The sequence below is a fragment of the Nonomuraea sp. NPDC049646 genome, from assembly GCF_044465525.1.
Lineage (GTDB): Bacteria > Actinomycetota > Actinomycetes > Streptosporangiales > Streptosporangiaceae > Nonomuraea.
This window is the reverse complement of the sequence record NZ_JBITLU010000004.1, coordinates 580,857-594,815: the sequence shown is the minus strand read 5'-3', so window position 1 is coordinate 594,815 and position 13,959 is coordinate 580,857. Positions and strand designations below refer to the sequence as shown.

Sequence of the window (13,959 nt, the reverse complement as noted above, 5' to 3'; positions counted from 1 at the left end):
TTCCGTCGCTGTCGCAGGGCTCACGACCTGCTTCGTTCACCAGGCCCGTGAAATCACGCGGCAGTCGATTATTTGCGAAACGAAGTAGAAACATTGCGGATTTCTATGAGTCAACTTAAGGTGCGGGCAACCCTCCCAGCCCGACGAGAGGTGACACCCCCCATGAGACGCAAGCCCTCCCTCTTACGACCGCTCGCGGCGGCCGTGGCCGTCGCCCTGGCCCTGATCGGCTGGACGGCCCCACCGGCCGCGGCCGCGGGCCCGAACCTGGCGGCCGGCAAACCGGTCACGGTGAGCAGCACCACCGACGTCTACGGCGGCGGCAACGCCACCGACGGCGACCAGGCCACCTACTGGGAGAGCGCCAACAACGCCTTCCCCCAGTGGATCCAGGTGGACCTCGGCTCGGCCGTCAGCGTGAACGAGGTGACCCTGAAGCTGCCCGCCGCGTGGGAGTCCAGGACGCAGACGCTGACGGTGCAGGGCGGCACCGAAGGCTCGCCGCTCACGACGCTCTCGGCCTCGGCCGCGCGCACGTTCGCCCCGGCGGCGACGATCACCTTCACCGCGGCGACCGTCCGGTACGTCCGGGTGACCGTCACCGCCAACACCGGCTGGCCCGCCGCCCAGGTCTCCGAGTTCGAGGTGCGCGGCCCCGGCTCGGGCGACACCCAGGCCCCGTCCGCGCCCGGCGGGCTGGCCTACACCGAGCCGGTCGCCGGGCAGATCAGGCTGACCTGGACCGCCGCCACCGACAACGTGGGCGTGACCGGCTACGACGTCTACGCCAACAACGCGCTGCGCGGCAGCGTCGCCGGGAACGTGCTGACCTACACCGACGCCCAGCCCGGCACGCTGACGGTCTCCTACCAGGTCAAGGCCAGGGACGCGGCGGGCAACCAGTCCCCGGCGAGCAACACCGTCACCCGCGTCGGCAGCGGCGGCGGCGGCTCCAACCTGGCCGCCGGCAAGCCGATCACCGCCTCCTCCTCCGTGCACACCTACGTCGCCGCCAACGCCAACGACAACAGCGTGACGACGTACTGGGAGGGCGCGGGCGGCAGCTATCCGAACACGCTGACCGTGCAGCTCGGCGCGAACGCCGACGTCTCCTCGGTCGTGGTCAGGCTGGACCCGGCCGCCGTGTGGAGCACCCGCACCCAGACGTTCCAGGTGCTCGGCAGGGAGCAGGGCGCCTCGGGGTTCACGAACCTGGTGTCCTCGGCGGCGTACACGTTCGACCCGGGCTCGGGCAACACGGTGACGGTGCCGGTCGGCGCGCGGGTGGCCGACGTGCGGCTGTCGTTCACGGCCAACACCGGGGCCCCGGCGGGGCAGGTGGCCGAGCTCCAGGTCATGGGCGTGCCCGCGCCGAACCCCGACCTGACCGTGACCTCGCTGTCCTGGTCGCCGCAGGCGCCGGTGGAGACCGACGCGGTCACGCTGTCGGCCGTGGTCAGGAACGCCGGCAACGCGGCGTCGGGCGCGACCGACGTCGCCTTCTCCCTCGGCGCCGGAAAGGTCGCCACCGCGAACGTGGGCGCGCTGGCCGCGGGCGCCTCGGCGACCGTGACCGCGAACATCGGCGCCCGGGACGCCGGCAGCTACCCGGTCACCGCCAAGGCCGACGACGCCGGGGCCGTCATCGAGCAGAACGAGTCCAACAACTCCCTCACCGGCCCGTCCCCGCTGGTCGTCAAGCCGGTGGACACCTCCGACCTGGTCGCCTCGCCGGTCTCCTGGACGCCGGGCAACCCGCCCGCCGGCAGCACGGTCGCCTTCTCGGTCGCGATCAGGAACCAGGGCACGGTGGCCTCCGCCGCCGGCGCGCACGGCGTCACGCTGACCGTCGCGAACGAGGCGGGCACGGTCGTCAGGACGCTGACCGGCGCCCACAGCGGCGCGATCGCCGCCGGCGCCACCACCGCCCCCGTGTCCCTGGGCACCTGGACGGCCGCGGGCGGCCGGTACACCGTGAAGACCGTCATCGCGAACGACGCCAACGAGCTGCCGGTCAAGCAGGCCAACAACACCAGCGTCCAGCAGCTCTTCGTCGGCCGCGGCGCGAACATGCCGTACGACACCTACGAGGCCGAGGACGGCGTGACCGGCGGCGGCGCGCAGGTCGTCGGCCCGAGCAGGGACGTCGGCACGGTGGCCGGCGAGGCGTCCGGCCGCCGCGCGGTGACGCTGAACCAGACCGGCTCCTACGTCGAGTGGACCACCAAGGCCGACACCAACACCCTGGTCACCCGCTTCTCCATCCCGGACGCCCCGGGCGGCGGCGGCACGAGCTCGACCCTGAACATCTACGTCGACGGCGCCTTCCACAAGGCCATCGACCTGACCTCGAAGTACGCCTGGCTGTACGGCGCGGAGGCGAGCCCCGGCAACTCCCCCGGCGCCGGGCCGGCCCGCCACATCTACGACGAGGCCAACGTCATGCTGAACGCCACGGTCCCCAAGGGCAGCAGGATCAGGCTGCAGAAGGACCCGGCCAACGGCACGACCTACGCCATCGACTTCGTCAGCCTGGAGCAGGTCTCGCCGGCCGCCAACCCCGACCCCGCGCACTACGCCGTGCCGGCCGGCTTCTCCCAGCAGGACGTGCAGAACGCCCTGGACAAGGCGCGCCAGGACAGCAACCTGACCGGCGTCTACCTGCCCGCGGGCACGTACCAGACGACGGGCAAGTTCCAGGTGTACGGCAAGGCCGTCAAGGTGGTCGGCGCGGGCCCCTGGTACACCAGGTTCGTCTCGCCCTCGGGCCAGGACGGCACCGACGTCGGCTGGCGCACCGAGGCGTCGTCGAACGGCTCGACGTTCGCCGGGTTCGCCCACTTCGGCAACTACACCTCGCGCATCGACGGCCCCGGCAAGATCTTCGACCTGTCGAAGGTCTCCAACATCACGATCGACGACATCTGGGTCGAGCACCAGATCTGCATGTTCTGGGGCACGAACGTCGACCACGTCACGATCAGGAACTCGCGCATCAGGAACACCTTCGCCGACGGCGCGAACTTCACCAACGGCAGCACGAACAACCTGATCACCAACGTCGAGACCCGGGCCACCGGCGACGACAGCTTCGCGCTGTTCGCGGCGATCGACAACGTCAACGCCGACCAGTCGGGCAACGTCTTCGAGAACATCACCTCGCTGCTGACCTGGCGGGCGGCGGGCGTCGCGGTGTACGGCGGCCAGAACAACGTCGTGCGCAACGCCTACATCGCCGACACCCTGGTCTACTCGGGCATCACGATCAGCTCGCTCGACTTCGGCATCCCGATGCGGGACTTCGGGCCGGGCCAGACCAAGTTCGAGAACATCTCGATCGTCCGCTCCGGCGGGCACTTCTGGGGCCAGCAGACGTTCCCGGCGATGTGGATCTTCTCCGCCTCCAAGAAGTTCACCGCGATCCGCGTCACCGACGTGGACATCGTGGACCCGACCTACAGCGGGATCATGTTCCAGACCGGCTACTCCAGCCCGAGCACGCCGCTGAACCCGGTCACCGACACCGTGTTCACGAACGTGTCGATCTCGGGGGCGCACCGCAGCGGCGACGCCTTCGACGCCAAGTCGGGCTTCGGCATCTGGGTCAACGAGCTGCCCGAGCCGGGGCAGGGCCCGGCGGTCGGCTCGGCGACGTTCGGCAATCTGCGGCTGAGCGACAACGCGACGAACATCCGCAACACGACGAGCACGTTCACGCTCAACGTGAACTGAGCCCGTCCCGAGGTGCCGTCCGGGTCCGCGGGGGCCCGGACGGCACGTCCGCGATATGACCCAAATGGTATGCAAGCTCCGTGGACAACTTTAAAGTTTCTTTACATAATCCGATGAACCCGCTGGTCGCGGGCCCGCGCTCGGGCGACGAAAGGGTTGTCCACCATGAAGCGAACGCGCCGTCTCCTCGTCGTGCTGCTGGCCTCCGTCCTGGCGGCACTGGGCGTCCTCGTCGTCCAGACCTCCGCCCAGGCGGCCAACCTCCTCACCAACCCGGACTTCGAGACCGGATCCCTGTCGCCGTGGTCGTGCACCGGCGGCCTGGGATCGGTGGTCTCCACCCCCGTCCACTCCGGCACCAAGGCGCTGGCCGCGGCGGCCAGCGGGTCCGACACCGCGCAGTGCACCCAGTCGGTGTCGGTGCGGCCGAGCACGACGTACACGCTGAGCGCGTGGGTGCGCGGCAGCTACGTCTACCTCGGCGTGACCGGCGGCTCCTCGTCCTGGACGTCGTCGGCGGGGGCGTACACGCAGCTCACCGTGTCGTTCACGACCACCGCGAGCCAGAGCACCGCGGTCATCTTCCTGCACGGCTGGTACGGGCAGGGCACCTACTACGCCGACGACGTCAGCTTCGACGGCCCCGGCGGCACCGCCTCCCCCACGATCACGCCGACCGTGACCCCGACGGTGACCCCGACCGTGACGCCCACCGTCACCCCGACCGTGACGCCCACCGTCACCCCGACGGTGACGCCCACCGTGACGCCCACGGTGACGCCGACCGACACCACCTGCCCGACCAAGCCGCGTCCGGCGGGCAAGGTGATCCAGGGCTACTGGGAGAACTGGGACGGCGCGATCAACGGCGTGCACCCGCCGCTCGGCTGGATCCCGATCACCGACCCGCGCATCAAGGCGCACGGCTACAACGTGATCAACGCCGCGTTCCCCGTCATCCGCTCCGATGGCACCGTGCTGTGGGAGGACGGCATGGACGCCACCGTCAAGGTCGCCACCCCGGCCGAGATGTGCCAGGCCAAGGCCGCGGGCGCGACGATCCTCATGTCCATCGGCGGCGCGGCGGCCGGCATCGACCTCGGCTCCAGCGCCGTCGCCGACCGGTTCGTGGCGACCGTCGTGCCGATCCTGAAGAAGTACAACTTCGACGGCATCGACATCGACATCGAGACCGGCCTGACCGGCGGCGGCAGCATCACCCAGCTCTCCGCCTCGCAGTCGAACCTCATCCGGATCATCGACGGCGTGCTCGCCCAGATGCCGGCCGGGTTCGGCCTGACCATGGCGCCGGAGACGGCCTACGTGACGGGCGGCAGCGTGACGTACGGGTCGATCTGGGGCGCGTACCTGCCGATCATCAAGAAGTACGCCGACAACGGCCGCCTGTGGTGGCTGAACATGCAGTACTACAACGGCAGCATGTACGGCTGCTCCGGCGACTCCTACTCCGCCGGGACCGTGCAGGGCTTCACCGTCCAGACCACCTGCCTGAACAACGGCCTGACCATCCAGGGCACGACGATCACCGTGCCCTATGACAAGCAGGTGCCGGGCCTGCCCGCGCAGCCGGGCGCCGGCGGCGGCTACATGGCCCCCTCGCTGGTGTCGCAGGGCTGGAACGCCTTCAACGGCCAGCTCAAGGGCCTGATGACCTGGTCGATCAACTGGGACGGCTCCAAGGGCTGGACGTTCGGGGACAACGTCAAGGGCCTGCAGGGCCGCTAGGGACAGGACGCGGCGGCCTTCCGGCGCGCCAGGGGCGCCGGAAGCGCCGCCGTGTCCGCGAGATAACGCTTGGCTGTGAATCCGGCCCGCTGGTTTGCCGCGTTTGCGGGGGCATGGAACGCTCTAGGCAAAAAGCGCCGAGAACCAGGTGGGGATTCAGGTGTCAACAGTAAGCGGGCGGACGGCGGGGCGGCGTTCTGGCCGGTTGGCCACCTGTGTCGCGGGGTTCGCCGCCATGGCGCTGCTCGCGGCCGGCTGCTCCCTCGGCGCCACCGCCGACCAGGAGACCACCGGCGCCCAGCCGCCGCCGGCGTCCTCGCCCGCCGCCACCGCCGAGGCGCCGAAGCCGCCGCCCGTGGACGCCGGCTGGCCGCGCTGGGGCCTGACCCACACCGGCGTCAGCGCCAACAACATCACCCCGCGCCTGGAGCAGGAGGTCGCCCGCGCGCTGTCGGAGACCCCGATGCTGCAGAACCAGCACATCATGGGCTTCGGGGCGCTCAACCCCGAGCCGCGGCGGGGCGAGTACTTCTGGGAGGACCTCGACAGCCGGACGAACTTCATGCGGGAGTCCGGCGGCACCGGCGTCATCACGCTGTGCTGCGCCCCCGACTGGATGAAGGGCGGCCCCGAGGGCCCGACCGAGGAGTCGGCCTGGAAGGAGCACCTGGAGGACGCGCCGTACCCGGAGCACTTCGACGACTTCGCCAAGCTGGCGGCGACCGTGGCCGAGCGCTACCGGGACGTGAAGTACTTCATGGTCTGGAACGAGTTCAAGGGCTTCTGGCGCGACCACAGGAAGCCCGCGGACTACAAGGGTTACACCGAGCTGTACAACAAGGTGTACGACGCGGTGAAGGCGGTCCGGCCGGACGCCAAGATCGGCGGGCCGTACCTGGGCTTCGACAGCGACAGCAAGGGCGACACCGAGCTGCGCGGGCCGTGGGGAGCGGTCAACCAGCACGCCCTCGACGCCTTCGAGTACTGGTTCAAGCACAAGAAGGGCGCCGACTTCGTCGTCGTGGACGGCGCCTCCCCCACCGAGACCCACGAGCTGCTGCCCGACGCGTTCGGCGCCCTGGGCAAGTTCGGCGCGATCACCAGGTGGCTGCGCGAGAAGACCGGCGACCTGCCGGTGTGGTGGTCGGAGTGGTACTTCGTGCCCGAGGACGGCACCGTCTGGGACGAGCCCATGCGGCTGGCCGTGCAGGCCGTCTCGATGATGGAGTTCGCCCAGAGCGGCGCGAGCACCGCCCTGTACTGGAACCCGCAGGCCAAGGACGGCGAGTGCCGGGCCTGCATGTGGGAGCCGCGCACGGGCGCGCTGATGCCCACCGGCAAGCTGGTCGCCGACTTCACCCGCTGGTTCCCCGCGGGGGCCGAGCTGGAGCCGGTCACCTCCTCCGACCGGCGGGTCCGGGTGCTGGCCCAGCCCGAGCAGCTCCTCGCGGTCAACACCACGGGCAAGCAGGTCACCACGACGGTCGACGGCAAGGAACTGACGCTCAAGCCGTACGAGATCAAGTGGAGCGGCCGCTAGCCGCGGGCGGCGCGGCGGCGATCACACGGGCGAGATGGCGGTCCGGTATGACGGCCGCCATTGCTCCGGCTGACTCGCCTTGACAGGATGCGCAAGATCCCGAGTAAATCCACCGAGGGAACTTGCGCATGTTGAAGCTCCGACCGGGGCTGAGCGCGCTCGTCGTGATCGCGTCGCTCAGCCTGACGACGCCGCCCTCGCAGGCGGCCCCGCGCAGCGCGCCCGCCTGCGCGCCCGGCACGACCGTCACCACCGACACGGGCCAGGTGTGCGGGATCGCGGGCGAGGGCCTGCGCTCCTGGCTCGGCATCCCCTACGCCGCCCCGCCCGTCGGCGACCTGCGCTGGACGCCCGCGCGCCGGGCCACGCCCTGGCCCGGCGTGCTGTCCGGCACCGGGCGGGGCAGCCCGTGCCCGCAGGCCGAGCTGCTCGGCTCCCCCTCCGAGGACGAGGACTGCCTCAAGCTCAACGTCGCCGCCCCCGAAGGGGCCAGGAACCTGCCCGTCATGGTGGAGTTCCACGGCGGCGGCTTCCGGTACGGCGCCCCCTCCGACGGCTCCCACCTGGCCAGGGCGGGCGGCGTCGTGCACGTCGGCGTCGGCTACCGGCTGGGCGTCCTGGGCTTCCTGTCCCACCGGGCCCTCGGCCGGAACGCCGGCAACTACGCCCTGTCCGACCAGCAGGAGGCGCTGCGCTGGGTGCGGCGCAACATCGCCCGCTTCGGCGGCGACCCCGGCAACGTGACGATCTTCGGGGCCAGCGCCGGCGGGTCGAGCGTCTGCGCGCACACGGCGTCGCCGACCGCGAAGGGCCTGTTCGAGAAGGGGATCGTGCAGAGCGGCGAGTACAACTCGCTGCGCGGCGTGAACACCTTCTGGCAGCCGCAGGACTGCAAGGCCGAGCTGCCCACGCAGGCCGAGGCGCAGGCCCAGGGCGGCCGGTTCGCCGCCGCGCTCGGCTGCGAGCAGGCCGCCGACCCGGCCGCGTGCCTGCGGGCCAAGCCGGTCAAGGCGCTGCTCGACCAGTCCGGCGACGGGCTCGGCCCGGACCGCGGGACGATCGCCCCCATCGTGGACGGCCGCATCCTGACCATGTCGCCGTCCCGGGCGTTCGCCAGGGGCAGGGTCAACAAGGTCGCCCTCATGCACGGCGTGGGCCGCGACGAGGTCCAGCTCCCCGCCGCGAACACCCCGGCCGAGTACGAGACCCTGGTCCGGCAGCAGTACGGCCCCCTGGCCCCCGAGGTGCTCGCCCGCTACCCGCTGGCCAGGTTCCCCGCCCCGGCGGCGTTCATCGCGTACCGGACGATCGTGGCCGACAGCAACTCGGTCTGCCCGGCGCTGCTCAACGACGAACGGCTGGCCGCGCACCTGCCGGTGTACGCCTTCCAGGTGGACAACACCGACGCGCCGCCGCTGTTCTTCCTCGACCAGACCAAGCCCAACGGCGCCTTCCACATCAGCGAGGCGCCCTTCCTGTACTCCGACGTCAAGGACCTGGACGCCAACCAGCGCTCCTTCGGCGCCCAGCTCGTCGCCCAGTGGACGGGCTTCGCCCGCACCGGCGACCCGACCGCGGAGGGGACCCCGCTGTGGCCCCGGTACACCCGCACCGACCCCGCCGTCATGTCGCTGGCCCCGGCCGGTGACAGCCAGGTGACGCGGGAGATCGCCAGGCAGCACCAGTGCGCGTTCTGGAACAAGGAGGCGACCTCATGATCCGGCTGCTGACCGCGCTCTGCCTCGCGCTGCTGCAGGGCCCGGCGCCCGCGCAGGCGGCGACCGGCGGCGACTGGCCCATGTGGCAGCAGGGCCCGCTGGGCTGGCGGCACAACGCGGCCGAACGCGCGATCAACCCGCGCACGGTCGGCGGGCTCGCGCTGAAGTGGGCCTTCGCCTACCCCAAGGAGGCCGGCACGCCGCGCAGCCAGCCCGCCGTCGTGGGCGACACCGTGTACTTCGGCTCCCCCGAGGGCAAGCTGTACGCCAGGGACGCCGCCACCGGCGCGGCCCGCTGGGAGTTCGACCTGACCACCGTCGGCACCGGCCGCACGCAGGTGCAGGACGGCCCGGCCGTGGCCAGGGGCAAGGTCTACTTCGGCGACGTGCGCGGCTGGTTCTACGCCGTCGACCAGCGCACCGGCCGGCTGGCCTGGGCCCGCCGGCTCGACGAGACCGTCACGGCGATCGTGACCAGCTCCCCCCTGGTCTTCGGCGACCGCGTCTACGTCGGCGTCTCCAGCGGCGAGAACATCATGGGCAAGGAGCACGCCTGCTGCACCTTCCGCGGCCACCTCGACGCCATGGACGCCGACACCGGCCGCCCGGTCTGGCGCTTCAACACCGTCCCGAAGGCCCGCCAGGACGGCACCTGGCCCAACGGCGTCCCCCGGTACGCCCCCTCCGGCGGCGGCGTGTGGAGCTCCCCCGCCCTCGACCCCGTCACCCGCACCCTGTACGTCGGCACCGGCCAGAACTACACCGGCAGCGCCGGCCACTACGACTCGGTGCTGGCGCTGGACATCGACACCGGCCGGCCGCGCTGGACCCGGCGGATGACCGACGTGGACACCTGGCGGCTGGAGTGCTCGCTGCCCACCCCCGAGGACCGCGAGTACTGCCCCAACTTCCCCGACGGAACCGCGCTCGACTTCGACCTCGGGGCCGCGCCCAACCTGTTCAGGGCGGGCGGGCGCGCCCTGGTCGGCATCGGGCAGAAGGCGGGCGTGTACCACGTGCTCGACGCCCGTACCGGGAAGATCGTCTGGCAGCGGCAACTGTCGAAGCCGATGCCCGGCGGCGGCCTGTCCGGCGTCCAGTGGGGCACCTCCTTCGACGGGCAGCGCCTGTACGTGGCCACGTACATGGCCCAGCCCGGCACCCTGTTCGCGCTCGACCCGGCCACCGGCCACCTGCTGTGGGAGACGCCCAACCCGGCCGACGGCTGCGCCACCGGCGGCGCGGCCCAGTACCCGGACGTCTGCCGCCTCGGCCACACCCCGGCCGTCTCCAGCACCCCCGGCCTGGTCTGGGAGGGCAGCATGGACGGCAAGATGCGGGCCTACTCGGCGCGCACCGGCGAGGTCGTGTGGGCCTACGACACCATGCAGGAGGTGCAGGGCGTCAACGGGCTGACCGGGCGCGGCGGGGCCGTCTCGGGCGGCGGCGGGGCCGTGGTGTCGCACGGCATGCTGTTCGTCCAGTCCGGGTACTCCTTCACGCCGTACCCGAACCCGTACGGGTCGGTGTTCCTGGCCTTCAGCCTTCCGTAGGCGCCGCCGGGGCGGTCGAGCCGCGCACCACCAGCTCGGTCGCCAGCTCGACGTGGTGGGAGTCGATCCGCTCGCCGGCCGCCAGCCGCAGCGCGGTGCGCAGGGCCGCCCGGCCCATCTCGCGCAGCGGCTGGCGCACGGTGGTGAGCTGCGGCGAGGCCATCCGGGCGATCTGGGTGTCGTCGAAGCCGACGATGCTCAGGTCCTCCGGGATGCGCAGGCCGCGCGACCTGGCGGCCTCCATGACCCCGAGCGCGATCTCGTCGCAGCCGGCGAAGATCGCGGTCGGGGGTTCCGGCAGGTCGAGCACGCTCGCGCCGTTGTCCAGGCCGTCCTGGTAGTGGAAGTGGGCGGTGCGGACGTAGCCGGGCGGCTCGGGCGCGCCGGCAGCCTCCAGCGCGGCGCGGTAGCCGTGCAGGCGGGCCTGGTTGCAGGCCGAGGTCGGCGGGCCGCCGATGTAGGCGATGCGCCGGTGGCCCAGGGACAGCAGGTGCTGGGTGGCGGTCAGGCCGCCGGCGAAGTTCGTCGAGCCGACGCTGGTCACGCTGGTGGTCGGCAGGTTGAGCGGGTCGATCACGACCAGCGGCAGCCGGGCCCGCGTCAGCGCGCCGAGCTGCGCGCCGGTCAGCTCGCTGGTCACCACGATCAGCGCCCGCCGCCCGGCGGCGACCAGGTCGCGCGCCCAGCCGCCGGTGCGCTGGTGGCTCTTCCTGATGCTGACGACGACCGACGTCTCCAGCTCGTCGCCGGCCTCGATCGCGCCGTGGATGATCTCGGTGGAGTAGGCGTTGAGGTCGTCGTCGAACTGCACCTCGACCGTGGCGGGGCCGCCCGCCTCGCCGCGGCGCGGCGTGGCGGGCACGTAGTCGTGCTGCTGGAGCAGCGACTGCACCAGCGAACGGGTCGCCGGGGCCACGTCGCTGCGGCCGTTGAGCACCTTGGAGACGGTGGCGACGGACACGCCGGCCGAGGCCGCGACGGTGGCCAGCGTGGCGCGCCTAGGAGCCGGCATCTGTTCCTCCTCGGATCTCCACGGGTGTGACCAGCCGCCTGCCCGCGCCGGCGGGCCGCACCGGCCCGGTCAGCCGGACCACCCCGCGGCACGGCAGGTCGGCGGCGGACGTGCCGACGAGCACCTCGACGTCTCCCGGCTCCACGACGCGCCGCAGGTCGCGCCCGGTGAAGGCGGTCCTGTCGGTGTGGACGAGGAAGGAGACCCGCCTGCTCGCGCCCGGTTCGAGGTGCACCCTGGCGAACCCGGTGAGCTGCTTCACCGGCCTGGTGACCTGGGCGAGGACGTCGTGCAGGTAGAGCTGCACGACCTCGTCGCCCGCCCGGTCGCCGGTGTTGGCGACGCGGACCGAGACAGTGAACTCGCCGTCGGTCGGGACCTCGGCCGCGCTGATCCGCAGGTCGCCGACCTCGAAGGAGGTGTAGGAGCGGCCGTGCCCGAAGGGGAACAGCGGGGTCGGATCGAGGTTGCTGATGCCCTTGCTGTCGGCTCCGAGCGGGGGCTGCAGGTAGGTGCCCGGCTGCCCGCCAGGATGGCGGGGTATCTGCACGGGAAGCTTGCCTCCAGGCTGGACACGACCGCTCAGTATACCGGCGATCGCCCCGCCGCCCTCCTCTCCCGGCATGAACGCCTGGACCAGCCCGGCGGCTCCGGCGTGCACCTCGCCCAGCGCGTACGGGCGGCCGGAGACGACCACCACGACGACCGGCGTGCCCGTCGCGAAGAGCTCGGCCAGCAGGTCGGCCTGGAGGCCGGGCAGCCGCAGGTCCTCGGCGTCGCAGCCCTCGCCCGACGTGCCCTGGCCGAACAGCCCGGCCAGGTCGCCCACGACCGCGACGCACAGGTCGGCCGCGCGGGCGGCGTCGGCCGCCGCGGCGAACCCGGACCGGTCGCCGCCCTGGACCGCGCACCCCGGCTGGTGCACGATCTCGGCGCCGGGCAGCTCGGCGCGCAGCGCGTCCAGCACGGTCGGGGCCTCGACGCCCAGGCCGAGCCCGGGGTAGCGGGGCAGCACGTGGTTGGGGAAGGCGTAGCAGCCCATGAACGTGCGCGGGTCGTCGGCGCACGGGCCCACGACGGCGATCCGGCCGAGGCCCGCGCGCAGCGGCAGCTCGGTCCCGGGGTCGAGCAGCACGATCGAGCGTTCGGCCAGCTCGCGGGCGAGGGCGCGGTTGGCGGCCGAGTCCAGCTCGACGTCCTGCGCGCCGGCGACCGAGCCCTCCGGCGTCCAGCCGGGGTCGAGCAGGCCGAGCTGCACCTTCTGGGTGAGCAGCCGGCGCGCGGCGCGGTCGATCAGCGCCTCGGGCAGCTCGCCCCGGCGCACCCGCTCGACCAGGTTCGCGCCGAAGCCGAGGGTGTCGGGCAGCTCGACGTCCAGGCCGGCGGCCAGCGCCTGCGCCCCCGCGTCCGCCGGGTCGGCGGCCACCTGGTGCATGGTCGCCAGGAACGGGACCGCCCAGTAGTCGGACACGACGGTGCCGGTGAACCCCCACTCCTCGCGCAGCAGGTCGGTCAGCAGCCAGGAGTCGACGGCGGCGGGCACGCCGTCCACGTCGGAGTAGGAGTTCATCACCGAACGGGCGCCGCCCAGGGTGAGGGCCGCCTCGAACGGCGGCAGGATCATGTCCATCAGCTCGCGGCGGCCCATCGGGACCGGGCCGTGGTTGCGGGCGGCCCGCGAGGCCGAGTACCCGGCGAAGTGCTTGAGCGTGGCGATCACGCCGGCGCTCTCCAGGCCGCGCACGTACGCCGTGCCGAGCATCGAGACGAGGTACGGGTCCTCGCCCATCGTCTCCTCGACCCGGCCCCACCGGTAGTCGCGGACCACGTCGAGCACGGGGGACAGGCCCTGGTGGGCGCCCACGGCCCGCATGTCCCGGCCGATGGCCGCGGCCATGCGCTCGACCAGGCCGGGGTCGAAGGTGGCGGCCCAGGCGATGGCCGCCGGGTAGACGGTGGCGCCGTAGGTGGTGAAGCCGGTCAGGCACTCCTCGTGCACCAGGGCCGGGATGCCGAGCCTGGACAGGCCGACGACCTCCCGTTGCAGCCGCACCACCTCGGCGGCGCCGTCGGCCACCGTCACCGGGACGCTGCCGAACACCCGGGTCAGGTGGCCGAGCCCGTGCCGGGCGGCCTCGCCCAGGGGCACGGTGCCGGAGGCGGCGAAAACGTCCTGCATGGGGGCCACGTTGTGGGTGCCGGCGCCGTCCGGGTCGGGAGCGGGGGCCGCCTCCTCGTCCGCCATGTCGTTGCCCACCCACCGGCTGCCGAGCTGGGCGACCTTCTCCTCCAGCGTCAACTCCTGAAGGAGGGCCTCGACGCGCTCGGCCACGGGAAGCGCCGGGTCCAGCCACGGACCGAGGACCCGATCCGCCGGGGTCCGATCTAGAGCCGTCATGAACTGCACTCCTTCAAGAGTTCCTGCCGCAAAGTTTCGAAACATTTCGGAGCTGGGCCTGCCACCTGCACAATGCCGCAACTGGGGCAGAATATCCAGCTAGATGCCCGCGCGACATTACTACACAGGCCCGGACGCCACCCAGCGCCGGTTTCCGCGGCAGAGGTCTTGACAGGGTAATGGTCGAAATCTAGATTGACGTGCCGCGCGGTCATGTCGCAAATGTTTCGACTAGTTCACTCAACGGCGAGCGGACGAGC

7 protein-coding genes are annotated in these 13,959 nt (G+C 72.0%); 5 read left to right on the top strand and 2 right to left on the bottom strand.

Translation table 11 applies throughout. The features are described from left to right. Nucleotides 1-162 precede the first annotated feature (162 nt). From ACIBQ8_RS15185 to ACIBQ8_RS15165, 5 genes are all read left to right on the top strand, one after another. Nucleotides 163-3,732, top strand: a complete 3,570-nt coding sequence (locus ACIBQ8_RS15185) for a discoidin domain-containing protein (protein ID WP_397192199.1) — start codon at nucleotides 163-165, stop codon at nucleotides 3,730-3,732. A gap of 165 nt (nucleotides 3,733-3,897) precedes the next feature. Then, a complete protein-coding gene (locus tag ACIBQ8_RS15180; protein ID WP_352325889.1) occupies nucleotides 3,898-5,478 on the top strand; it encodes a carbohydrate binding domain-containing protein in 1,581 nt (526 codons plus the stop codon). A gap of 205 nt (nucleotides 5,479-5,683) precedes the next feature. Next, nucleotides 5,684-7,018, top strand: a complete 1,335-nt coding sequence (locus ACIBQ8_RS15175) for a xylan 1,4-beta-xylosidase (RefSeq protein WP_397175936.1) — start codon at nucleotides 5,684-5,686, stop codon at nucleotides 7,016-7,018. A 128-nt stretch (nucleotides 7,019-7,146) separates the two neighbouring features. Next, the gene (locus ACIBQ8_RS15170; protein WP_397192198.1) at nucleotides 7,147-8,736 is read left to right on the top strand and encodes a carboxylesterase/lipase family protein; all 1,590 of its coding nucleotides are present in this window, start codon (nucleotides 7,147-7,149) and stop codon (nucleotides 8,734-8,736) included. After that, nucleotides 8,733-10,289, top strand: coding sequence for a PQQ-binding-like beta-propeller repeat protein (locus tag ACIBQ8_RS15165; RefSeq protein WP_397175932.1), 1,557 nt, complete (start codon nucleotides 8,733-8,735; stop codon nucleotides 10,287-10,289). Before ACIBQ8_RS15170 ends, ACIBQ8_RS15165 begins: the two co-directional genes overlap by 4 nt. Here the strand turns inward: ACIBQ8_RS15165 and ACIBQ8_RS15160 are convergent. Next, the gene (locus tag ACIBQ8_RS15160) at nucleotides 10,276-11,301 is read right to left on the bottom strand and encodes a substrate-binding domain-containing protein (RefSeq protein WP_358292575.1); all 1,026 of its coding nucleotides are present in this window, start codon (nucleotides 11,299-11,301) and stop codon (nucleotides 10,276-10,278) included. The genes ACIBQ8_RS15165 and ACIBQ8_RS15160 overlap by 14 nt on opposite strands. After that, the gene (locus tag ACIBQ8_RS15155; RefSeq protein ID WP_397192197.1) at nucleotides 11,288-13,699 is read right to left on the bottom strand and encodes a glycoside hydrolase family 3 N-terminal domain-containing protein; all 2,412 of its coding nucleotides are present in this window, start codon (nucleotides 13,697-13,699) and stop codon (nucleotides 11,288-11,290) included. Before ACIBQ8_RS15155 ends, ACIBQ8_RS15160 begins: the two co-directional genes overlap by 14 nt. Nucleotides 13,700-13,959: the final 260 nt, after the last annotated feature.

Coding starts and splice junctions, on each gene's coding strand:
- ACIBQ8_RS15185 (WP_397192199.1), top strand. CDS start 163: ATGAGACGCAAGCCCTCCCTCTTACGACCGCTCGCGGCGGCCGTGGCC.
- ACIBQ8_RS15180 (WP_352325889.1), top strand. CDS start 3,898: ATGAAGCGAACGCGCCGTCTCCTCGTCGTGCTGCTGGCCTCCGTCCTG.
- ACIBQ8_RS15160 (WP_358292575.1), bottom strand. CDS start 11,301: ATGCCGGCTCCTAGGCGCGCCACGCTGGCCACCGTCGCGGCCTCGGCC.
- ACIBQ8_RS15155 (WP_397192197.1), bottom strand. CDS start 13,699: ATGACGGCTCTAGATCGGACCCCGGCGGATCGGGTCCTCGGTCCGTGG.
- ACIBQ8_RS15165 (WP_397175932.1), top strand. CDS start 8,733: ATGATCCGGCTGCTGACCGCGCTCTGCCTCGCGCTGCTGCAGGGCCCG.
- ACIBQ8_RS15170 (WP_397192198.1), top strand. CDS start 7,147: ATGTTGAAGCTCCGACCGGGGCTGAGCGCGCTCGTCGTGATCGCGTCG.